17 protein-coding genes are annotated in these 21,031 nt (G+C 69.6%); 6 read left to right on the top strand and 11 right to left on the bottom strand.

Features of this window, described 5'->3' with window-relative positions; translation table 11 throughout:
* The 6 genes from metG to J2847_RS02765 all read right to left on the bottom strand — a co-directional run bounded on the left by metG (window position 1) and on the right by J2847_RS02765 (window position 6,530).
* A complete protein-coding gene (gene metG, locus J2847_RS02740; RefSeq protein WP_209776835.1) occupies window positions 1-1,551 on the bottom strand; it encodes a methionine--tRNA ligase in 1,551 nt (516 codons plus the stop codon).
* A gap of 50 nt (window positions 1,552-1,601) precedes the next feature.
* Window positions 1,602-2,726: a DNA polymerase III subunit delta' gene (locus tag J2847_RS02745; protein WP_209776837.1), complete on the bottom strand. Its 1,125-nt coding sequence runs from the start codon at window positions 2,724-2,726 to the stop codon at window positions 1,602-1,604.
* The gene (gene tmk / locus J2847_RS02750) at window positions 2,723-3,364 is read right to left on the bottom strand and encodes a dTMP kinase (RefSeq protein WP_209776839.1); all 642 of its coding nucleotides are present in this window, start codon (window positions 3,362-3,364) and stop codon (window positions 2,723-2,725) included. Before tmk ends, J2847_RS02745 begins: the two co-directional genes overlap by 4 nt.
* A 65-nt stretch (window positions 3,365-3,429) precedes the next feature.
* Window positions 3,430-4,593 (bottom strand): D-alanyl-D-alanine carboxypeptidase family protein, encoded by a 1,164-nt coding sequence (locus J2847_RS02755; RefSeq protein WP_209776840.1) that lies wholly within the window; start codon window positions 4,591-4,593, stop codon window positions 3,430-3,432.
* 45 nt (window positions 4,594-4,638) lie between these two features.
* Window positions 4,639-5,601 carry a septal ring lytic transglycosylase RlpA family protein gene (locus J2847_RS02760; RefSeq protein ID WP_209776842.1) on the bottom strand — a complete coding sequence of 321 codons (963 nt, stop codon included), beginning with the start codon at window positions 5,599-5,601 and terminating at the stop codon, window positions 4,639-4,641.
* Window positions 5,602-5,714: 113 nt separating this feature from the next.
* Window positions 5,715-6,530, bottom strand: a complete 816-nt coding sequence (locus tag J2847_RS02765; RefSeq protein ID WP_209776844.1) for a YdcF family protein — start codon at window positions 6,528-6,530, stop codon at window positions 5,715-5,717.
* Between the two features lie 222 nt (window positions 6,531-6,752).
* On the opposite strand from J2847_RS02765, the gene J2847_RS02770 reads away from it, so the two are divergent.
* Complete coding sequence (locus tag J2847_RS02770; RefSeq protein ID WP_209776845.1) at window positions 6,753-8,711, top strand: methyl-accepting chemotaxis protein; 1,959 nt, start codon at window positions 6,753-6,755, stop codon at window positions 8,709-8,711.
* A gap of 63 nt (window positions 8,712-8,774) precedes the next feature.
* Here the strand turns inward: J2847_RS02770 and J2847_RS02775 are convergent, their stop codons facing one another.
* Window positions 8,775-9,326, bottom strand: a complete 552-nt coding sequence (locus J2847_RS02775) for a peptidylprolyl isomerase (RefSeq protein WP_209776847.1) — start codon at window positions 9,324-9,326, stop codon at window positions 8,775-8,777.
* A 213-nt stretch (window positions 9,327-9,539) separates the two neighbouring features.
* On the opposite strand from J2847_RS02775, the gene J2847_RS02780 reads away from it, so the two are divergent.
* From J2847_RS02780 to J2847_RS02795, 4 genes are read left to right on the top strand one after another with little or no spacing between them, the layout of a single operon-like run.
* Entirely contained in the window at window positions 9,540-11,177 is a 1,638-nt protein-coding gene (locus tag J2847_RS02780) for an intermembrane phospholipid transport protein YdbH family protein (protein WP_209776849.1), read from the top strand.
* Window positions 11,178-11,195: 18 nt separating this feature from the next.
* Window positions 11,196-11,459, top strand: a complete 264-nt coding sequence (locus J2847_RS02785; RefSeq protein WP_209776850.1) for a YnbE family lipoprotein — start codon at window positions 11,196-11,198, stop codon at window positions 11,457-11,459.
* Complete coding sequence (locus J2847_RS02790; RefSeq protein WP_209776851.1) at window positions 11,456-11,806, top strand: YdbL family probable chaperone protein; 351 nt, start codon at window positions 11,456-11,458, stop codon at window positions 11,804-11,806. The genes J2847_RS02785 and J2847_RS02790 overlap by 4 nt, the downstream gene beginning before the upstream one ends.
* A 1-nt stretch (window position 11,807) precedes the next feature.
* Entirely contained in the window at window positions 11,808-13,817 is a 2,010-nt protein-coding gene (locus tag J2847_RS02795) for an O-linked N-acetylglucosamine transferase, SPINDLY family protein (RefSeq protein ID WP_209776852.1), read from the top strand.
* A gap of 9 nt (window positions 13,818-13,826) precedes the next feature.
* Here J2847_RS02795 and J2847_RS02800 read toward each other — a convergent pair whose 3' ends face one another.
* Entirely contained in the window at window positions 13,827-14,552 is a 726-nt protein-coding gene (locus J2847_RS02800) for a hypothetical protein (protein WP_085556803.1), read from the bottom strand.
* Between the two features lie 179 nt (window positions 14,553-14,731).
* On the opposite strand from J2847_RS02800, the gene J2847_RS02805 reads away from it, so the two are divergent.
* Window positions 14,732-15,322: a D-glycero-alpha-D-manno-heptose-1,7-bisphosphate 7-phosphatase gene (locus J2847_RS02805; RefSeq protein WP_209776854.1), complete on the top strand. Its 591-nt coding sequence runs from the start codon at window positions 14,732-14,734 to the stop codon at window positions 15,320-15,322.
* On the opposite strand, the gene J2847_RS02810 is transcribed toward J2847_RS02805, so the two are convergent.
* From J2847_RS02810 to J2847_RS02820, 3 genes are all read right to left on the bottom strand, one after another.
* Complete coding sequence (locus J2847_RS02810; protein ID WP_209776855.1) at window positions 15,279-17,570, bottom strand: LPS-assembly protein LptD; 2,292 nt, start codon at window positions 17,568-17,570, stop codon at window positions 15,279-15,281. The two genes, J2847_RS02805 and J2847_RS02810, sit on opposite strands and share 44 nt — an antisense overlap.
* Before the next feature lie 113 nt (window positions 17,571-17,683).
* Window positions 17,684-19,105, bottom strand: coding sequence for a homospermidine synthase (locus tag J2847_RS02815; RefSeq protein WP_209776856.1), 1,422 nt, complete (start codon window positions 19,103-19,105; stop codon window positions 17,684-17,686).
* Between the two features lie 166 nt (window positions 19,106-19,271).
* Window positions 19,272-20,555: a type III PLP-dependent enzyme gene (locus J2847_RS02820; protein ID WP_209776858.1), complete on the bottom strand. Its 1,284-nt coding sequence runs from the start codon at window positions 20,553-20,555 to the stop codon at window positions 19,272-19,274.
* Between the last annotated feature and the right edge of the window lie 476 nt (window positions 20,556-21,031).

Raw genomic sequence — 21,031 nt, forward strand, 5'->3', positions numbered from 1 at the left:
TCAGGCTTTCGGTTCTTCGACGAAGCGTGGGAAGACGCCCTGCGAGGTCGGCAGCGGCGTTCCGGCGACCAGCGCGCCGGCCGGTCCGAGATTGCCGAAGCCGCGCGCGTCCGGCCCCTGGGCCAACTGGTCCAGGATCTTCGCCGAGGCGTCCGGCATGACCGGCTGGGTCAGGATGGCGAGGTGGCGGATCGTCTCGGCCAGCACATAGAGCACGGTCGCCATGCGCGCCGGATCGGTCTTCTTGAGCGTCCAGGGCGCCTGCTCGTCGACGTAGCGGTTGCCGTCGCCGATCACCGCCCAGATGGCGTCGAGCGCCTTGTGGAAGGCCTGGGCACGGATCTCCGTCCGCACCACGTCGAGCAACCCGTGCGCCGCGCCCAGCAGGGCGTTGTCGGCCTCGGTGAAGGAGCCGGGGGTCGGCACGGCGGCGCCGCAGTTCTTGCCGATCATCGACAGGACGCGCTGCACGAGGTTGCCGTAATCGTTGGCGAGGTTGCCGTTGATCCGGGCGACCATCTGCTTGTGCGAGAAGTCGCCGTCGTTGCCGAAGGGCACCTCGCGCAGCAGGAAGTAGCGGGTCTGGTCGAGGCCGTAGGTGTTGACCAGCGTCTCCGGCGCGATGACGTTGCCGAGCGACTTCGACATCTTCTGGCCTTCGATCGTCCACCAGCCGTGGGCGAAGACGCGCTTGGGCGCCGGCAGGCCGGCGGCCATCAGGAAGGCCGGCCAGTAGACGGCGTGAAAGCGCAGGATGTCCTTGCCGACCATGTGCAGGTCGGCCGGCCAGTATTTCGCGAAGTCGCCGTCCGTGTTCGGATAGCCGACGGCGGTGATGTAGTTGGCCAGCGCGTCGAGCCACACATACATGATGTGCTCGTCGTTGCCGGGAACCGGGATGCCCCATTTGAAGGTGGTGCGGCTGACCGACAGGTCCTTCAGGCCCGACTTGACGAAGGCCATCACCTCGTTGCGCTTGCCGGCCGGGGCGATGAAGTCCGGGTTCGCCTCGTAGAAGGCGATCAGCCGGTCCTGCCAGGCCGAGAGCCTGAAGAAGTAGGAGGGTTCCTCGACCCACTCGCACTCGGCGCCGGTCGGGGCGATCTTCTTGCCGGACGGGCTGGTGGTCAGCTCGTCCTCGCCGTAGAAGGCCTCGTCGCGCACGGAATACCAGCCGGCGTAGGATCCGAGATAGATCTCGCCCTTTTCCTCCAGCACCTTCCACAGCGCCTGCACCGAGGCGACGTGGCGCGGCTCGGTGGTGCGGATGAAGTCGTCGTTGGAGTAGTTCATCAGCGAAACGAGGTCGCGGAAGTTCCGCGACACCCGGTCGGTGAACTCCTGCGGCGGGACGCCGGCCTTCTCGGCCGACTTCTCCACCTTCTGGCCGTGCTCGTCGGTGCCGGTCAGGAACTTCACGTCGTAGCCGTCGAGACGCATGAACCGGGCGAGGACGTCGCAGGCAAGGGTCGTGTAGGCGTGGCCGATGTGCGGCACGTCGTTCACGTAGTAGATCGGCGTCGTCAGGTAAAACGTCTTCGGCCCGGCCATTGTCGGCGCTCTCCCGAGGGGTTGTTCGGCACTGCTGTCTTGCACTGCTGTTAAATGGCGGCGGTTTCCAGCGTCGCCAAGGCGTTCAGCACCACCTGCTTGCGGTCCAGATTTGCAGATTCCGCACGAGCGAAGAGGCGCTGGACCTTTTCCCACACCTCAACCCAACGTTCAAGGCCGCGGGCGTTGGCGAGCCGGGTCATCAGGGCGGCCTCGCCCGGAACCACCTCGGCGGGCCATTGCCCGCGCGCCAGCGAGCGGGCGAAGCGGGCGAGCCACCAGACCAGCAGTTCCGTCGCCGTCTCGTAAAGACCGTCGTCCTGCTTACGGGTCAGCTTGTCGCCGAAGGCGTGGGCGGCGGCGACGTCGAGCCGGGGCAGGCCGGACAGCAGCCCGATCATCTCGCGGTAGAGCGCCAGCCCTCCGGCGTCGGCAAGATGGATCGCCCGCCCGACGCTGCCTTCCGCCAGCCGGGCAAGCGCCGGCCGGTCTTCCTCCGCGATGTCGGAACGGTGCTGCATCAACAGGTTGACAACCGAATCCTCAGGCAGAGCCTTAAGAGACAGCTTGCGGCATCGCGAGCGGATGGTGGGCAACATGCCGCCGGGGTTGTCGCTGACCAGCAGCAGCAGGGCACCGGCCGGCGGTTCCTCCAAAATCTTAAGAATAGCATTCAAGCCACTGAGATTCATGCGATCTGCGCCGTCGATCACCGCCACGCGCCAGCCTCCTTCGGCCGAGGTCCGGCGCAGGAAGGGGCCGATCTTGCGGACGTCGTCGACGGCGATGTCGCGCTTCAGCCGGTCGCGCTTCTCATCGCGCTGGCGTTCCACGGTCAACAGGTCGGCGTGCCCGCCGGACGCGACACGGCGGAACACCGGATGGTCGGCGGGCAGGTGCAGCGAGGTCGCCGGGGCGTTGCCGCCGAACAGGCTGTCGCCCGGCGGATCCTGGGCCAGCACGAAGCGGGCGAAGCGGTAGGCCAGCGTCGCCTTGCCGATGCCCGGCGTGCCGCCGATCAGCCAGGCGTGGGGCAGGCGGCCCGAGTTCCAGGCGTCGAGCAGGAGCTGTTCGGCCTCGCCGTGGCCAGTCAACTCCGGGTTGCGGCGTGGGGACAGCCCCTCGTCGGCGGCGGGACCGGTGGCTGATCCGGCGGCGGCGCGTGCCTTGCTCATGGGGCCGGCGACAGACGGGAGGTCACGGCGGTCCAGATGCGGGCCTGGACGGTGTCGAGGTCGGCGTCGGCATCGATCACCGCGCAGCGCTCCGGCTCCCGCCGGGCGATGTCGAGGAAGCCGTCGCGAAGCCGCTGGTGGAAGCCGACATCCATCCGCTCGTAGCGGTCCTCGCCGCCGTGGCGGGAGGCGGCGCGGCGCAGCCCGGTTTCCACCGCGATGTCGAGGATCAGCGTCAGATCGGGACGGAACGCGCCGAGCGCCGTCCTCTGCAATCCCTCGATCAGGTCGCGGCCCAGCCCCAGCCCATAGCCCTGATAGGCCATGGTGCTGTCGAAGAAGCGGTCGCACAGCACCCAGCGGCCGGATTCCAGCGCCGGCCAGACGGTGCGCTCCAGGTGGTCGCGGCGGGCCGCGGTGTGCAGCAGCGCCTCGGTGACGGCGCCCCAGCGGCCGGTCTCGCCGGACACCAGCAGGGCGCGAATCTCCTCGGCGCCCGACGAACCGCCCGGTTCGCGCGTGGTCAGCGCGTCGATCCCGCGCGCGGCCAGCGCCTCGGCCAGACGGCGGAGCTGGGTCGACTTGCCGGCGCCCTCGCCGCCCTCCAGCGTGATGAAGCGGCCCTTCGTGACGGTCATTCGTTGCTGCCCATTCTTGAAGAACCCTTCTCTCCTCGCGGGAAAAGAAGGGCTTTTGAGGTCGCCTAGCTCTTGGCGCCGAAGACCAGATACTTGGCCGCCGCGAAGGCGCGGCCGACGAAGCCGAGCTTCTCGACGTCCTGCGCCGCGACCACCGGCACCTCCTTGCCGGGGAAGCCGGGGGCGGTGATCATCACCTTGCCGACGACGTCGCCCTTCTTGATCGGGGCGGCGACCGGCGCGCTGCTGACCAGCGACACCTTCATGCCCGACCGGTCGGCGCGCGCCATCGTGACGTTGAGGTCCTTCGGCACCGAGACCGGAACCGTGTCCTGCTCGCCGAGCCAGACGGGAACCTGCTCGATCGTCTCGCCGCCCTTGAACAGGGAATAGGTGGCGAACTCGCGGAAGCCCCACTCGATCAGGCGGGCGGATTCGTCGGCGCGGGATTGCATGCTGGGAAGCCCGTTGACCACCAGCAGCAGCCGGCGCCCCTCGCGCTCGCCGGACGCGGTCAGGCCGTAGCCGCCGGCCTCGGTGTGGCCGGTCTTCATGCCGTCCACGTTCATCCCACGGTAGAGCAGCGGGTTGCGGTTGCCCTGCGTGATGCCGTGATACTTGAACTCCCGCATCGAATAGTAATGGTAGTATTCGGGGAAGTCCTTGATCAGGTGCTCGGCCAGGAGCGCCAGATCCCGCGCCGTCATGTAATGGTTGGGATCGGGCCAGCCGGTGGCGTTGGTCAGGTTGGTGCCGGTCAGCCCCAGTTCCTTCGCCTTCTTGGTCGCCTGGGCCGCGAAGGCCGATTCCGAACCGGACAGGCCCTCCGCCAGCACGATGCAGGCGTCGTTGCCGGACTGGACGATGACGCCCTTCAGAAGGTCGTCGACCTTGATGTTGTTGTGCAGCTCCACGAACATCTTGGAGCCCTGCATGCGCCATGCCCGTTCGGTCACCGGCAGGGTGCTCTCCAGCGTCAGGCGGCCGCCCTTGATCGCCTCGAACACCAGATAGGCGGTCATGATCTTGCTCATCGACGACGGAGCCATGCGCTCGTCGGCGTTCTTCTCGAACAGGACGGTGTTCGAGGTCAGGTCGAGCAGGATCGCCTGCTTGGCGATGGTGTCGATGGTGGCGGCATGCGCCCCGACAGCCAGCGCGACATTCGCCGAGGCCAGCGCGACCGCGAGGCCGATCACGGCGCGGGTGCGGACGACAACAGCGTTCATGGTAACGTCCCTCCAAGGAAACATGGTCGAATCAGCCTGGGGCGATCAATCGACCACGATTTTGGCTTCCGTAAGGCCAGCCTGAATGATCTGGGTGAGCACGGCGTCGGCACGGTCGACGCTGTCCAGCGGGCCGACGCGGACCCGCTGCAAGGTCTGTTTTCCGGTCCGGGTTGCGGTCACGGCCGCCGGCTGCCCGATGGCGGCGAGGCGGGCGCGCACCCGCGCGACGTTCTCGGCGCTGCCGAAGGCGCCGATCTGCACGAACAGGCTCTCGTGGCCGGCGGGGACCGGCATCTGTGCCACCACCGGCGCCGGCACGAAGCGCCCCTCGACCACCGCGCCCGCCACAGTCGTGGGCGGCGGCACCGGCTTGCCGACGATGCCGGCGGACGGTTCCTTGTTCGTGGTGGGGCCGGCGGCGGGGCCGGCGACCTCGATGCGGCTGCGCGGCACCGGCTTCGGTGCCGGGCCGTCGGTTTCGGCCAGGATGGGAGCGGGGGTGCCCTGGCGTGCGGCGGCGGCGATGGCGCGGCTCTCCTCCGCCAGGATCTGGACGCGCACCTTGGCGGTGCCGTTGCCCTCGAATCCCAGGAGCTGCGCGCCGCGCCGCGACATGTCGATGACCCGGCCGTTGGCGTAGGGGCCGCGATCGTTGACCCGCACCACCACCGAGCGTCCGTTGTCCAGGTTGGTGACGCGGACGAGGCTGGGCATCGGCAACGTCCGGTGCGCCGCCGTCAGTTCGTTCTGGTCGTAGAGCTCGCCGTTGGCCGTGGTCTTGGCGTGAAAGCCCGGCCCGTACCAGGAGGCGACCCCGGTCTCGTCATAAGCGAAATCCTCGGCCGGATAATACCAGACGCCGTTGATCTGATAGGGCTTGCCGACCTTGTAGATGCCACTGGTCGGCAGGCCGGGGCCACCGACGGTGGGAGCCTGCGCGCAGGCGGCGAGCGCGGCCACGCCGGCCAGCACCATTGCCCCTCTCAGCCTGCGCCAGCGGCCCATCCACGACATCCCTTGTTCGACAGAGGGCGGCACTCTAGCCGAGTTGCCACGCTCGCGCCAAGGCTGGAGCGGCGCCGTCCCAACAATCCTTCAGATGGGTGACGGGGCGCCCCTCAGGGAGCCGGGAACAGGGTGTCGGTGCGGTCCATCAGCCGGTAGGAAACCAGCCCGATCCACTCGCGCACCGACTGGCTGAGCACCGGCAGGCTGTGCTCCAGTTCGAAGCGGAGGTAGGGGCGGCCGTCGTGCCGGGTCCGGTAATCGACCGGGTAGGGGACCACCTCCCAGCCGATGCGCCGGAAGATGCCGACCGAGCGCGGCATGTGCATCGCCGAGGTCACCAGCACCCAGCGCTCTCCCGCGGCCGGCCGGACCAGATCGCGGCTGAACAGGGCGTTTTCCCAGGTGTTGCGGGAGTCCGTCTCGTAGATCACCCGCCCCTCGGGGACGCCGGCCTGGGCCAGCGCCGCGCGGATCGAGGCATCCTCCTTGGTGTCCTGGCCGAGCAGCCGGCCGGAGCCGCCGGTGAAGACGGTCTTGGCGTCGGGAAAGCGCCGCGCCAGATCGGCGAAGGCCAGCACCCGCTCCGCCGCGTCGTTGACCGAGGGATCGCCCCGGTCGGCGGTGATCGGCGGATTGACCGCCCCGCCCAGCATGATGATGCCATCCACCGGCCCGGCCGGCTCGACGCGGGGAAAGCGGTTCTCCAGCGGCAGCGCGACAAAGGACCCCATCGGCGTGAAGGTCGCCGCCAGGAATCCGAGCGCCGCCACCGTCACCAGCCGCTCGCCGGCACGTCGCCAGCGCGGACGCCGCAGCATCAGCGCGCCGAGCGCCAGCAGCAGGACCAGGGCGTTGGCCGGGTTGAGAATCCCCCAGAACAGCTTCGACAGGACAAAGGACAGCACCGGTTCCCTCGCACGGGTCATGGCCGACGGGCCGGAGCATAAGCGCTGCCGCCGCTTAACGGCAAACCAAGCTTGGCCGGCAATGCGGGGTTGGACGGGCGGGCCGTGACACAAAAACGACATGGTTCCTTAACAAGGGCGTCGCCGGAGCGGCGTTAATCTTTGCCGCCCGCCGGAGACCCTCCCATCCGGCGGATGATCGGCCTTGTGAAAATCCGGCCCAGTCGAAAAGGAACCCGGCCCATGCTGTCCAACCTCTCCATCGGCACGCGGATCGCGCTGCTGGTCGTCGCCTCCCTGGTCACGGTGGGGTTGCTGGGCGGCACCGTCGCGGTCGGCGCGCGGCAGGTGTTCGAGGCGACGGCCGAGATGAACCGGTTCCGCGGGATTTACGAACAGATCACCGACGTCGAACGCCGGGTCGCCCGCCTCCAGTTCCAGGGCCAGCGCTTCGTGGCCGAGCGCGACGCCGAGGCCGCCCGCTCCTTCGAGGCCAACGCCGGAGCGGCGGTGGAACTGCTGGCCGGCATCAAGGACAAGGCCGGCGAACTGATGGCGGGGGCGGATATCGAGCAGGTGGTGGGCGGCCTGTCCGGCCTGAACGGCCAGTTCTCGGGCGTGGTCGACAAGGCCAAGGAGCTGGGGTTGACCGACGAGACGGGCCTGCGCGGCGCCCTGCGCGCCTCGGCGAAGGCCATCGAGGATGAGCTGAAGCAGTGGCCCAACGCCGACAAGCTGTCCGGCCGCATGGAATCGATGCGCAAGATGGAGAAGGACTTCATCATCTACCAGGACGAGGGGATGCTGTCGGGGCATCGCAAGGCCTTCAACGAGTTCACCTTCTTCCTCGCCGACGCCGGGCTGGACGAGACCACCCAGCTCAAGCTGGAGGGGCTGGCGCGCACCTACCGCACCGACCTCGGCAAGTTCGTCGACGGCAGCAAGGCGTTCCGTGCCCAGGTCCAGTCCTTCAACGGCGCCTTCCAGGCGCTCGTCCCGCGCTTCGACGCGCTGCTGGAGAGCGCCAACGCCGGCATGGCCGGGGCGGTGAACACGCAGAACGCCGTCGGCGAGGAGGTCACCGCCAACGCACTGATGGCCGGTTCGGTGCTGCTCGTCGGCTTCATCGTCACCAGCCTGTTCGTGGCGCGCAGCATCACCGGCCCGCTGCGGCTGATCGAGGCGGCGATGGAGAAGCTGGCGGCCGGCGACCGCGCCGCCGCCGTGCCCGGCACCACGCGTCGCGACGAGATCGGCGCCATGGCCCGCGCCGTCGCCGTGTTCAAGGACAACCTGCAACGCACCCATGACCTGGAGATCGAGGCGCGCGAGGCCGAGCGCCGCGCCGAGGCCGACCGCAAGGCGTCGCTGCGCGAGGTGGCGACCGACTTCGACGGTGCCTTCGGCCGGGTGCTCGGCACCGTCGGCAACGCCACCGAGCAGATCCGCAACGGCGCCCATCTGCTGCGCGACATCGCCGAGACGATGAAGGAGCAGGCGCTCCACACGGCGGAGAAAGCGGAGCAGACGTCGGAGGTGGTCGGCATCGTCAACACGGTGTCGCAGACGCTGAGCAGCTCGATTGGCGAGATCGGCGGCCGGGTCACCACCACCTCGACCGCGGTGGAGCGCGCGGTGAACCGGGCGCGGCAGAGCGACGCCGCGGTGCAGGCGCTGGCCGACAGCTCGCAGCGGATCGGCGAGATCGTCCGGCTGATCACCGACATCGCCGGGCAGACCAACCTGCTGGCGCTCAACGCCACCATCGAGGCGGCGCGGGCGGGCGAAGCGGGAAAGGGCTTCGCCGTCGTGGCGCAGGAGGTCAAGGTGCTGGCCGGTCAGACCGCCAAGGCGACCGAGGACATCGGCTCGCAGATCGGTGCCATCCAGGGCGCCACCGCCGATGTGGTCGACGCCATCCGCGCCATCCGCGCCACGGTGGAGGAGGTGCAGATCCTGTCCGGCGAGGTGTCCGCCGCCGTCAGCCAGCAGTTGGAGCACACGCAGAAGATCGCCTCGGCGGTGGACCGCGCCACCCACAACTCGCACGAGGTGTCGGAGAGCGTCAGCACCATGGCCATCACCGCCGCCGAGACCGGAAAGTCGGCCGTCGAGATGATGTATTCCGCTGGTCAGCTCACCACCGAGCTGCAACAGCTCGAAAGCGACGCCGACCGCTTCGTGGCGTCGATCAAGGTTTGAGCATCCATACAAAGGAAAAAGCCCTTCTTCCGGTGCGGAAGAAGGGCTTTTTCCTTCCCGGCCTTACTTGGCGTCGGCCGCGACCTGCATCTTGACGATCTTGTCGGGATCCTTGACCGCGCCGTTGGCGGCCTGGCTGCCCTTCTTGATGTTGTCGACGAACTCCATGCCCTCGACGACACGGCCCCAGACGGTGTACTGGCGGTCGAGGAAGGAGGAAGGCGCGAAGCAGATGAAGAACTGGCTGTCGGCGCTGTCCGGATCGGGCGTGCGGGCCATCGACAGCGTGCCGCGGATGTGCGGGGCGCTGGAGAACTCGGCCTTCAGCTTCTTGCCCGAGCCGCCCGAACCGGTGCCGGTCGGGTCGCCCGTCTGGGCCATGAAGCCGTCGATCACGCGGTGGAAGACGACGCCGTTGTAGAAGCCCTGGCGGGTCAGCTCCTTGATGCGGGCGACGTGGTTGGGCGCCAGGTCGGGACGCATCTCGATCACGACTCGACCGTCCTTGAGGTCGAGGTAAAGGGTGTTTTCCGGATCCAAGGCCTTGGCCTCCCCCTGAGAGATTAGAAACGTGGCGAACAGGGCCGCCAGCAAGACGCGGGTCCACCGCAACATGCGAAACACTCCGATGTTCCGAATTCCGCGCCGGGGACCATAGGGGAAAAGCCACCCGATGCAAAGCCGCCCGGCGGTCCCCACACTATCCTCCAAAAGTCACGGACGATAGGGTCGCAAGTGGGTGTTGATGACGGCGGGTTGAAGAACGGGGGACGGCTTTTGGTCGAGAGCAGCGTCGGAACGGTGCGCCGGAGGCGGCGATGGAGGAGGATGGCGGCTCTGCTGGCCGGGGCGGCGGTGGCCGTCGCCGTGCCCGCCGTCCTGTTCGCCGATGCCGGGTTGGGCGCCGCCGCGACCATGGCCCTGCGCCGCGCCGGCTTCGAAGGAGCCGTGGTTGACGTAGGCCGGATCGGCCTCGATCCCGACCGCTGGGCGCTGCAACTGGACGCCGCCATCGATTTCGGCCCCTTGGATAGCGCCGGTGCCGCGCTGGACGTGCCGCTCGGCGGACGGGCGCGGCTGTCGGGCACCGTGGCTGTGGCTTTGTCGGATTGGGCGCTGACGGCAACGCCGCTCGGCTGCCTGGAGGGCGCGGGGGAGGGGCTCTCGCTGCACGGCGAATCCCTCGCCCTGCCGAACGGGCTGACCCTGTGCGCGCCCAAGGATGCCTCGGCCCTGCGCTGGTCCGGCGACGGGCTGGCCCTGGCGGCCGACCTGCGGGCGCCCCGCCTGGATCTGCCGGCGCGCGCCCTGCGTGTCGACGGCCTGTCGGTGGCCTGGACGCAATCGCCGCCCGGACAGCGGGTCGACGCGCGCGCCGCCGTGCTGCGCCGGACCGTCAACCCGGCCGAGCTGGTGCCGCTGGCGCTTCAGGTCCAGGGGGAGCAGGCGGCGGACGACATGGTCTGGCGCTTCACCGGCACGGCGACCGGGGCTCAGGGGCTGCTGACGGCCAGCCTGACCGGCACCCACGATGCACGGACGGGCGAAGGCCGGGCCGATCTCCAGACCAAACCGGTGCGCCTCGTCCCGAATGGGCCAGGGGTGAAGGCGTTGTCGCCGCTGCTGGCCGGATCGATCGGCGGCGCCTCGGGCACCCTGACCGTCAAGGGAGCGTTGGCCTGGGGCGCCGCCGGCACCCGTTCCACCGGGCAGATTCGAATTCAGGACGCCGCCGGCAGGGTCGGGCCGGTCACGGTCGGCGGGGTGAACGGGACCGTCGCCCTCTCCAGCCTGTCGCCGCCGATCATCCCGGACGGCCAGAAGCTGGCGGTGGCGCTGCTCGACGTCGGCGTGCCGCTGACCGACGGCACCGTCCGCTTCGGCTACGGCCGCGACCGCCGGCTCGACGTCGACGAGGCGGTGTGGGGCTGGGCGGGCGGGCGGCTGCGCGCCGATCCGTTCGAGCTGTCGTCGACCGCGCCCAAGGGCACGGTGACTCTCCGTGCCGAGGGGGTGGACCTCGCCCGAATCTTCGACCTCATCGACGTCGAGGGGATGGAGGCCACCGGCACCCTGTCCGGCACGTTGCCGGTCCGGCTGGACGGCGACCATGTCCGGTTCGACGGCGGCGTGCTGGAGGCACGGGACGCCGGCACCCTGCGTTACGACCCGGCCCATCCGCCGCCCTCCCTTCAGGGAGAGGACGGCAGCCCCGGCGCGATGCTGCTCGGGGCGCTGACCGACTTCCGTTACGAGAGCCTGCGCCTGACCATCGACGGGGAGGCGGGGGCCGATCTCAGCGTCGGCCTGTCGGTGCGCGGCGCCAACCCTTCATTCTATGATGGTCATCCGGTCGCGCTTAACCTTAAGCTGTCGGGCGCGCTCGACCGGATCCTGCGCCAGAGCCTCGACGCCGCCCGCATCCCCGACGCGGTGCGCGACCGCATGACCGGTTTCGACAAGTAAGGACCCTTGAACGCCACCATGACGACCAAGACCCGATTCCCCAGCCTGCTGGCACCACCGCTTCTCGCCGTGGCGTTGGTGGCCTGCTCCCCGACCGTGAAGATCGAGGCGCCCGACAAACCGATCGAGATCAACCTGAACGTCCGCATCGAGCAGGAGGTCCGCGTCAGGCTGGAGCGCGACGTCGACAGCGCCATCCGCAACGATCCCGGCCTGTTCGGCCTGCCGCCCGCTTCCGTGTCCGGCGCCGCGCCGGCCGCTTCCAAGGGGAAGACGCCATGACCAGCCGTTTTTTCCGCACCCTGACCGCCGCCCTGTTCCTGCTTGGAGCTCCCGTCCTGGCCTCCGCCCCCGCCATGGCTCAGGACGCGCTGGCCGCCGCCAAGACGGCCGGGCAGATCGGCGAGCGGCCGGACGGGCTGGTCGGCTCGCTCCCCGGCGCGCCGCCGCTGGTCGAGACGCTGGTCGCCGAGGTCAACGCCCAGCGGCTCGCCCGGTACAAGCAGATCGCCGCAAGCAACGGCACCGCGCTCGACAAGGTGCAGGCGGTCGCCGGCCAGCAGCTGGTCGAGCGCACGCCCGCCGGCCAGTTCGTCATGACGCCGGCCGGCCAGTGGCAGCGCAAGTGACGTGACCGCCGGCACCGATCCGCGCGCGGCGCTTCGCGAGCAGCGCCGCCGGCTGTCCGAACGGCCGGGCGATCCGGCCATTCTGTCGGCGCTGTTCGCGGCGCTCGACGCGCTGGGCGAGGCCGGCACGCCGGAGGAGGCGGTCGCCCGCTCCAACTTCGGCGAGGCGCTGCGCCGGCAGGGCCGGGCGGCGGAAGCGGAGGCGCATCACCGCCGGGCCGTCGCCTGGCTGCCGGGATTCGGCGGCAACCATTTCAATCTCGGCGTCACGCTCCAAACACTCGGCCGCACCGGCGAGGCGGCGGAGGCCTATGGCGAGGCCGCCCGCCTCATGCCGTCCTTCGCCGGTGCCGCCTGCAACGAGGGCGCCATGCTGCGCGCTCTCGGCCGCTGGGACGAGGCGGAGGCGGCGCTGCGCCGCGCGCTGGCGACCGATCGCGGGTTGGCGGCGGGCTGGCTGAACCTCGCCGCCGTCCGGCGCGACCGTGGGGACGGGGAGGGCGCCGTCCGGGGGTTCCGCAACACGCTGGCCTTGCGCCCCGATCTGGCCGAGGCGCACGCCAATCTGGCGCTGGCTCTGAAGGAGACGGAGCGCATTCCCGAAAGCCTGCCGGGCTTCGAGCGGGCCTTGCGCCTCGGCCTGTCCGACGCCGGAGGCGTGCTGGCCCAACTGGTGCAGCAGCGCCGGCATCTCGCGCGCTGGGACGGGCTGGATGAGTTGTCGGGCCGTCTCATCGCGGCGGTGCGCGACGGACGGACCGAGCAGGTCCATCCCTGGATCTTCCTGGGCGAGGGCGCCGGCCCGACCCTGGAACGCGCGTGCGCCGAACGCTACAGCGCGTGGCGCACGCGTGGCATCCGTCCGGCCTTCCCCAGCCGCAGGGAGCGGGGCGAGCGCTTGCGCGTCGGCTATCTGTCGGCCGACTACCACGAGCACGCGACCGCCGTGCTGATCGCCGAACTGATCGAACGGCACGACCGCGACCGTTTCACCATCGTCGGCCTGTCGCACGGCGCCGACGACGGCGGGCCGATGCGGGCGCGTCTGCGGCGCGGCTTCGATCGCTTCATCGATCTGTCGGCGCTCTCCGACGGGGACGCCGCCCGCCGCATCCATGGCGAGGGCATCGATCTTCTGGTCGATCTGAAGGGGCACACCCAGAACGCCCGGCCGGGCATCGCCGCCCACCGGCCGGCACCGGTCCAGGCGCAATGGCTGGGCTATCCCGGCAGCGTCGGGGCCGGCTTCATCGATTACGTCATCGCCGACGCCACCGTGGCGCCCTTCGACCGGCAGGCTGACTACAGCGAGCGTATCGTCCAACTGCCCGGCAGCTACCAGCCCAACGACCGCACCCGCGCCATCGGCCCGACACCCGGCCGCGCCGCCTGCGGGCTGCCCGAGGACGGCGTCGTCTTCTGCTGCTTCAACGCCGCCTACAAGATCGGGCCGGAGCTGTTCGGCCGCTGGTGCCGCCTGCTCGACGCGGTTCCCGGCTCGGTCCTCTGGCTGCTGGCCAGCCATCCCGAGGTCCCCGGCAACCTGCGGCGCGAGGCGGCGGCGCGGGGAGTGGCGCCGGATCGGCTGGTCTTCGCGCCACGCCTGCCCGGGCCGGACCATCTGGCGCGCTACCGGCTGGCCGACCTGTTCCTCGACACCGGCCCGGTCGGTGCCCACACCACCGCCGGCGAGGCGTTGTGGGCCGGCCTGCCGGTGCTGACCATGCTGGGCGGGGGCTTCGCCGCGCGGGTCGGCGCCAGCCTGCTGCGCGCCGTCGGCCTGCCGGACCTCGTGGCCGAAAGCTGGGAGGCCTACGAGGCGATGGCGCTCGACCTCGCGCGCCGGCCGGAAGCGCTGGAGGCGCTGCGCTCACGCCTTGCGGCCAACCGGGTGGCGGCCCCCCTGTTCGACAGCGCGCGCTTCGCCCGTGGCCTGGAAAGCGCCTTCACGACCATGTGGGACATCCACGCGCGCGGCGAGGCGCCGCGCTCCTTCGCGGTGCCCGGCTAGGGCAAAGCGTCAGGGGTAGGCGCAGCGGTCGGCGGTGACGTCGACGAAGGAGCGCTGGCCGGCGGCGAAGGTGAAGCGGTACTCGTTGTTGTCCACCACCAGCGACTGGTGGAGCGGCAGCACGCCGGTGGCGGTGGCGGTCTTGCCGCCGATCCCGGTGATCTTGATCGTCACCGGCTGGCCGGGGTCGAACCAGCTTTCCGGGTTGCCCTGGTTGTTGTGCGACGACTGCCCCTCGCCGGACACCGTGATGGTGCCGTTGCCGAAGGTGGTCCCGCGCACGCCGCTCTTCAGCAGCGGGGTCGACAGGACGAAGCGCTTGCTGTCCGCCGGCTGGCAGTTGCGCGGCGTCTGCGCCTGGGAGATCACGAAGGACAGGCGGTTGGCGTCGAGGCCGCCCTTCAGCCGCTCGCTGACGAGCTGCGACAGGCGGGCGAGGTCGCCGGTCGGCACCTCGCGCTGGAGCCGCGCCTCCAGCTCGGCGCTGCGCGCTTCCGCCGTGCGGGCCGCCGTCTGCATCTGCGAGGCCAGCAGCTCGAACTCGGCCTTCTGGCGCGACAGGGTGGCGATCTCCTCGCGCAGCGTGACGTCGCGGCCCTTCAACTGCTCGATGCCCATCTGGTAGGCGAACAGCCCGACCCCCAGGATCACCGCCGCCAGAAGCCCGAACTTGCCGAAGCCGGCCCAGACACGACGCCGGTAGCGTCGTTCGTAATCATAGCGTCCGAGGGTCATGATGCGTCGCAGCGGTGTGGCGGGGAAGGGCACTATGGCTAGCGGCAACGCCGGTGCGATGCAACCCCTTGACAGCGCCGTCACAGACAATGGCCCGGACATTGTTTCCACGTTGCCCGCCCCATGCTACCAACGCCCGAACTTTGTCATCGCCTGTCCGCCACCGGGAGTTCCGCGCCTTGCCCTGTCCCGCCCTGTTCCTCGACCGTGACGGTGTCGTCAACGTCGATCACGGCTATGTCGTCACTCATGACCGCTTCCAGTTCATGGACGGCATCTTCGATCTGGCGCGGGCGGCGGTGGACCAGGGCTACCGCGTCGCGGTCATCACCAACCAGTCGGGCATCGCGCGCGGCTATTTCACCGAGGCGGAGTTCCTCGATTTCACCGCCTGGATGACGGGGGAGTTCCGGGCGCGCGGGGTCGAACTGGCCGGGGTCTTCCATTGCCCTTACCACCGCGGCGGCCCGGTCGAGCGCTACGCCCGCGAGAGCTTCTGGCGCAAGCCCGGCCCCGGGATGATCCTGGAGGCGGCGCGGCGCCTCGACCTCGACCTTGCCCGCTCGGTGTTCGTCGGCGACCAGCCGACCGACATGCAGGCGGCGCAGGCGGCCGGTGTCGGGCTGAAGCTGCTGGTCGGTTCGGATGCCAATCCGGAGGCCGGTGCCGAAACGCGAACGGCCGACCACAAGGTCGGCCGTCTGGCGGACATCCTGCCGCTGCTGGCTAGTTGGACGAGGACGAACCGCCGCCCAGGAAGCTCGCGCTGATGGCCGGGGTCGTGATCTCGCCGACGTTCTTGAAGACGAAGCGGAAGAAGATGCTGTTGCCGTCCTTCACGTCGCCGGCCGTTGTGGTGTAGTCGCGGCGCAGCACCGTCTGGAAGACCAGGCACTCGTCGTTGTAGGTCAGGGTGGCGAGGCTGGTCCGCGCGCCCGGCTGCGGCTCCATCGCCTGGACGTGGGCGACGCCCAGGCTCCAGTGATCCGAGAAGGCCGACGACAGGCCGAAGGTCGCCTGCTCCACCCGGTCCTGGGTGACGGCGGCGCGCGAGGCGGTCTGGTCGACGTAGGTGTAGGCGGTCGACACCCGCAGCAGCGGCACGCCGGCCGAGGCGTTCAGCGAATGGCGGCGCGGCCTCAGGGTGTCGTGGTCGATGCGGAAGCCGTAGTTCACGTCCAGCCAGTCGGCCGGCTGAAGGTCGAGCCGGCCGACATAGTCCGACACCCGGTCCTCGAGACCCGAACCGACCTGGAAACCGGAGTTGGCGTCGGTGAGGCGGCGGCTCTGGCCGAGGAACAGGCTGGCCGACCCTTCCTTGTAGCCGTACAGAGCGGTGCGCAGGCCGTAGGTCACGCGTACGCCGTCGTCCAGCCGGTCGATGCCGGTGTAGCGGTTGGGCGTCAGCAGGTTGACCTCGTCGAACTCGACGTCGAGGCTGTCCTCGTTGGGGAAGATCTTCCTGTTGCCGAGCTTGGGCGAGGCGGTGAGCTGCACGATCGGCTCGACCAGCTGCTGCGAGGACGCCCCGTAGCGGACGAACGGGTAACGGACGGTGAGCTGTCCCTGCGGGAACAGCCGGACGCCGTTCGACTCCCCGGTGCCGCGCGTCGTCGGATCGGACGAGTTGAAGCGGTCGGCGGTGTAGCCGGCGGCCAGCACGCTCGCCGACAGGGTGGTGATGAAGCCGGCGCGCGCGATGATGTTGCGTTCCCAGCCCGGCTGCACCACGAAGCGCCGGCTGTTCGGCCCGGCGTCGTCCGGCCGGGTGACGGCCAGCAGGCTGGTGTCGAACGACCAGCGCCCGCCGAGCAGGCTGCCCGGCTCGCCCAGCGCGTTGTAGCGGGCCGCCGGCACGGCGATCGGCTCGGCAACCGTGTTGCCGTAGCGCAGGTCCTGGAATCCGTAGGCGGCGACCGAGGCGTAGTTGCGCCCCTGGAACCCCTCCACATACGCCTTGCTGGTGAGATAATCCTCGCGGAAGTCGTAATAGCGGCGCAGGAAGGTCTCCTCGCTCGCCCGCTTCAGGTCGAAGCCGGCGCGCCAGGTCTCGTCGATGTCGAACAGGCCCTTGGCGGCGACGTAGCCGCGCGTGCGCTTGTCCTTGGGCGCGCCGGTCTGCTGGCCGTTGGCGAGGTCGGCGCGCGTGATGGCGCCCTCCAGCTCAAGCCGGCCGTTCTCGAAGCGCTTGCGGTACTGGCCGCCCAGAAGCAACCCCTGCTTGGAATAGCCCTGGAGGTCGAAGGTCGCGTCCTGGTCCTTCCCGATGTCCCAGTAGTAATGGTTCTTCAGGATGAAGCCGAGGTCGGAGCTGTTGCCGAAGGACGGCGTCAGGAAGCCGCTCTTGCGGTCGACCGACGGGTCGGGGTGCGACAGGTAGGGCGTGTAGCCGACGGGGATCCCGAAGATCTCCATCGTCGCGTCCTTGTAGCGGACCTCGTGCTCCTGGTTGTCGTGGACGATGCGGACGGCGCGGATCTGCCACAGAGGCGCCCGGGTCGGATCGGTCTTGCACAGGTCGCAAGGGCTGTAGACGCCGCGGTTGACGCGCGTCAGCCGGCCTTCGCGCCGTTCGCCCTCGTTGCCGGCCATGCGGCCGTTGTCGATCATCAGGACGCGGATGTTCTCGATGAACACGTCCTTCAGGTCGTCGGTCAGCTCGGCGTAGTCGGCGAAGACGATGTCGCCCGACGGCTCGACCAGGCGGACGGCGCCGGTCGCGGTGACGACCTTGGTCTTCTGGTTGTAGGTGATCGTGTCGGCGCGGACGCTGCGCTTGTCCTGCGCCAGTTCCACGTTGCCCGTCGCGGTGACGATGCCGTTCGGCTCGTCGAAGGTCACCTGGTCGGCGGTCAGCAGAACCGGCGGCTGCGGTTCCTTCGCGGGGGACTGGGCGCTGGCCAGATCGACGGTCGCCACCCCGCACGCGATCATCAGCCCGACGATGCCGGAGCGCAGGATCAGGGACGAGGCGGGCTTGGCGTTGGCGCGGGCGCGCCGGGGAGCGTGCGTGGGCATGGCACGAACGATTGGGGGAAGCGCCCCGCCAAGTCAACGGTTTCGGTTCGGACGTCCGGTGGTGGCCGGGCGGCTGTTACCGCCCGGCCACCGCCGGTCCTAGGCCCGGCCGCTCAGAGCACGCGGAAGTTCTTGAACTGCCACGGATCGCTTTCGTCGATGTCCTCCGGGAACAGCAGGTTGCGGTCCTGCAACGGCGTCCAGTCGCCATAGGCGCCGACCACCTCGCCGAGGTAGGGCGTGGCGATCTCCAGCACCCGGCGGAAATCGATCTCGTCGGGTTCGACGACGCCCCGATTCGGGTTTTCCAGCGCCCAGACGATGCCCCCCAGGATGGTGGAGGTCACCTGGATCGAGGTGGCGTTGTTGTAGGGGACCAGTTCCCGCGCCTCGTCGATGGTCATGCGCGAGCCGTACCAGTAGGCGCCCTTCGGGTTGCCCATCAGCAGCACGCCCAGCTCGTCCATGCCGCTGGTGATCTCGTCCATCATCAGCCGCTGGGTCGCCTGCATCGCCCAGTTCTTGCCGGCCAGCTCGTGGATCGATTTCACCGCGTCGTCGCACGGGTGGTAGGCGTAGTGGCAGGTCGGCCGGTAGACCACCTGTCCGCCCTCGCGCACCGTGAAATAGTCGGCGATCGAGATCGATTCGCTGTGGGTGATCAGGAAGCCGTGGAAGGGGCCCTCCAGCGGGGTCCAGGTCCGCACCTTGGTCGAGGCGCCGGGCCGCATCAGGTAGATGGCGGCGTCGCTGCCGAAGTCGTGGCGGCGGCCGTCCTCGGGGAAATGCCGCTCGTGCGTGCCCCAGCCGAGCTCGGCCGGCTGGCAGCCCTCGCCGACGAAGCCGTCGATCGACCAGGTGTTGACGAACTCGCCGATCTGCTTGGGCTGGTTCGACACCTGGGTGTCGCGCTCGGCGACGTGGATGGTCTTGATCCCCAGCTTCTGCGCCAGCCGTCCCCAGCCGTCGCGGTCGGTCGGGATGTCGGTTTCGACGCCGGTGTCGGCGGCGATGTTGAGCAGGGCCTGCTTGACGAAATGCGAGACGAGGCCGGGGTTGGCGCCGTGGGTGATGACCGCGGTCGGGCCGCCGGCCAGCTTGTCGCGCGTGGCCAGCGCGGTCTCGCGCAGCGCGTAGTTCGAGCGCAGCGAGGGCGACAGGGTCGGGTCGGTGTAGCCGCCGGCCCAGGGCTCGATGCAGGTGTCGATGTAGTTGGCGCCGATGCGATGGCAGAACTCGATCAAGGCGATCGACGAGACGTCGACCGACACGTTGACGAGGAAATCGCCCTTGTCGAGCAGCGGCTTCAGGATCTGGAAGAAGTTGTCGTTGTTCAGCGGGTTGTTGTGGAAGGCGACGCCGTATTTCTCCGCCTCCTCGCGCCCGCGCTCCTCGGCCGTGACGATGGTGATCCGGTCGGCCGTCAGGCCGTCCAGATGGCGCAACAGCAAAGGCAGAACCCCCTGGCCGATCGAACCGAAACCAACGATGACCATGCGGCCTGTGAACGTCTGGAACTTCGTGTCCAGGGCCATGATTGCGTGCTCCTCCAAGGTAGTTTGCCGAAGTAATCGAAACGACGACGCAAGCCGGCGCTCCCGCCTCTTCGGTGAAGAAGGGCGGGATGGCGCCGGCTGGTCGATGGTACGGGTGTCTTTAGACTTTATCCACAGTTTCCGGCGGGACGTTCGATTGCCGCCGTCAGGCGGCGCACGACCGCAGGAGGTAGCCGGGGGTCTCCAGCAGCGGCGCGTCCGCCACCTCGACCACCTTCGCCTGGTCGAAACCGTTGAAGGCGGTCCGCAGGCAGGAGCCGTAGGCGCCGAGCTGCCCCAGCTCGATCCAGTCGCCCGCCTTGATGTCGGCGGGCAGCAGGAAGGGGCCGTTCATCCTGTCGGCGCTGTCGCAGGTCGGGCCGTAGAAGCTGAACTCCACGCCCCCGGCGTCGGTCATCGCCTCGAACGGACGGATCATCCGCGCCGGGAAGCGGAAGCCGGGGACGCCGGCGTCCGACAGGGCGCCGTAGACGCCGTCGTTGATGAACAGCTCGTCGCCCCGGCGCTTGACCACCTGGACGACCAGCGACACGCCCGGCGCCACCAGCGCGCGGCCCGGCTCGCACCAGACGCGGCAGGTCTCCGGCAGGCCGAGGGCGGCGACGCCGCGCGCGATGGCGGCCATGAAGTCGCCCAGCGGCGGCGGGGTGACGCCCGGATAGGACACCGGGAAGCCGCCGCCGACGTCGAGCACGTCGATGGTCACGCCGGCCTCGGCGATCACGCGCCCGGCCAACGCCAGCGCCCGCTCGTAGGCGGCCGGGTCGAGCATCTGCGAGCCGACATGGAAGGAGACGCCGACCTTGGGGGCGGCGGCGCGGACGGCGCGCAGCAGCTCCACGGCGTCGGCCATGGCGGCGCCGAACTTGCCCGACAGGTCGTAGACGGCGTTGCCCTTGGGCAGCGCCAGCCGGACGACGAGGCCGAGGTCGGCGGCGCCGTCGGTCTCCTCCAGGATCTTGTCCAGCTCCTCGCGGCTGTCGAGCACGAAGTCGCGGACGCCGTACTGCTGGTAGGCGGCACGGATCGCCTGACGGCCCTTCACCGGGTGCATGTAGTGCAGCACCGCCTCGGGAAACATCTGGCGGATCAGGCGGATCTCGCCGGGGGAGGCGACGTCGAAATGGCGCACGCCGCCGGCCCACAGGGCGCGCAGCACCGCCGGTTCCGGGTTGCACTTCACGGCGTAGAGCACGTCGCCGCCGCGCCCGACCGAGGCGGTCGCCTCACCGAAGGCGGCGACGAAGCTCTCGGCGGTGTCGGCCAGCACGCCGGGGCGGATGCAGTGCATCGGCTCCTCCGGGCGGTGCAGGGCGACCGCCTGGGTGACGGTGGTGCGGCGGCCGCTCGACAGCGAGACGGTCGTGGCGGTGGCCGAGCCGTTGCGGCGGAGCGGGGTGACGGCGGAACGGGAACGCAGGAAGCCCATGGCGCAACTCCATACCCTGGGCGCGGCGGCGAAGCCGGCCCAGAAAGCAGACGGCGACCCGTTGCGGCCAAGGCTGGCGCGCGGAGCGGAATCGGCGAATGGATCGGATAGGGGAGGGTGGGAGACGGAAAGCCGGGTCGGGCAGCGGCCCCGGGCTGCGAAGCTCCGGGCAACAGCGCGTCGATGAACCGGCTACAGGGCTACCGTCTCACAGCCCCACCGTGGGCAGCGTACATACTGACCTCCCTCTCGGGACCGACCCACTGGAATGGTCGGTTCTGCCAAAAAGGACGCGGTACGTCGTAGCATAACCACAGAGGGCCATAGGCACGTGCGGGTGCGTCGTTCGCTTTGAATTACGCTTTTCCGGCGGCGATTCAAGTGAATTTTTTGGGATACGGGTTTGTACGGAAGCGGGGCCGCGCGGTGGCGGGGGCCGCGTGCCGCGCCTGGAAAACGGGAAGTGGAACGTTTGG

Source organism: Azospirillum agricola (assembly GCF_017876095.1).
Lineage (GTDB): Bacteria > Pseudomonadota > Alphaproteobacteria > Azospirillales > Azospirillaceae > Azospirillum > Azospirillum agricola.

Excerpts from the sequence above, each read along its gene's own strand:
- J2847_RS02820 (WP_209776858.1), bottom strand. The coding sequence starts at position 20,555 with ATGGGCTTCCTGCGTTCCCGTTCCGCCGTCACCCCGCTCCGCCGCAAC.
- J2847_RS02815 (WP_209776856.1), bottom strand. The coding sequence starts at position 19,105 with ATGGCCCTGGACACGAAGTTCCAGACGTTCACAGGCCGCATGGTCATC.
- metG (WP_209776835.1), bottom strand. The coding sequence starts at position 1,551 with ATGGCCGGGCCGAAGACGTTTTACCTGACGACGCCGATCTACTACGTG.
- J2847_RS02775 (WP_209776847.1), bottom strand. The coding sequence starts at position 9,326 with ATGTTGCGGTGGACCCGCGTCTTGCTGGCGGCCCTGTTCGCCACGTTT.
- tmk (WP_209776839.1), bottom strand. The coding sequence starts at position 3,364 with ATGACCGTCACGAAGGGCCGCTTCATCACGCTGGAGGGCGGCGAGGGC.
- J2847_RS02785 (WP_209776850.1), top strand. The coding sequence starts at position 11,196 with ATGACGACCAAGACCCGATTCCCCAGCCTGCTGGCACCACCGCTTCTC.
- J2847_RS02760 (WP_209776842.1), bottom strand. The coding sequence starts at position 5,601 with ATGGGCCGCTGGCGCAGGCTGAGAGGGGCAATGGTGCTGGCCGGCGTG.
- J2847_RS02770 (WP_209776845.1), top strand. The coding sequence starts at position 6,753 with ATGCTGTCCAACCTCTCCATCGGCACGCGGATCGCGCTGCTGGTCGTC.
- J2847_RS02765 (WP_209776844.1), bottom strand. The coding sequence starts at position 6,530 with ATGACCCGTGCGAGGGAACCGGTGCTGTCCTTTGTCCTGTCGAAGCTG.
- J2847_RS02745 (WP_209776837.1), bottom strand. The coding sequence starts at position 2,726 with ATGAGCAAGGCACGCGCCGCCGCCGGATCAGCCACCGGTCCCGCCGCC.
- J2847_RS02780 (WP_209776849.1), top strand. The coding sequence starts at position 9,540 with ATGGCGGCTCTGCTGGCCGGGGCGGCGGTGGCCGTCGCCGTGCCCGCC.
- J2847_RS02800 (WP_085556803.1), bottom strand. The coding sequence starts at position 14,552 with ATGACCCTCGGACGCTATGATTACGAACGACGCTACCGGCGTCGTGTC.
- J2847_RS02755 (WP_209776840.1), bottom strand. The coding sequence starts at position 4,593 with ATGAACGCTGTTGTCGTCCGCACCCGCGCCGTGATCGGCCTCGCGGTC.
- J2847_RS02790 (WP_209776851.1), top strand. The coding sequence starts at position 11,456 with ATGACCAGCCGTTTTTTCCGCACCCTGACCGCCGCCCTGTTCCTGCTT.
- J2847_RS02810 (WP_209776855.1), bottom strand. The coding sequence starts at position 17,570 with ATGCCCACGCACGCTCCCCGGCGCGCCCGCGCCAACGCCAAGCCCGCC.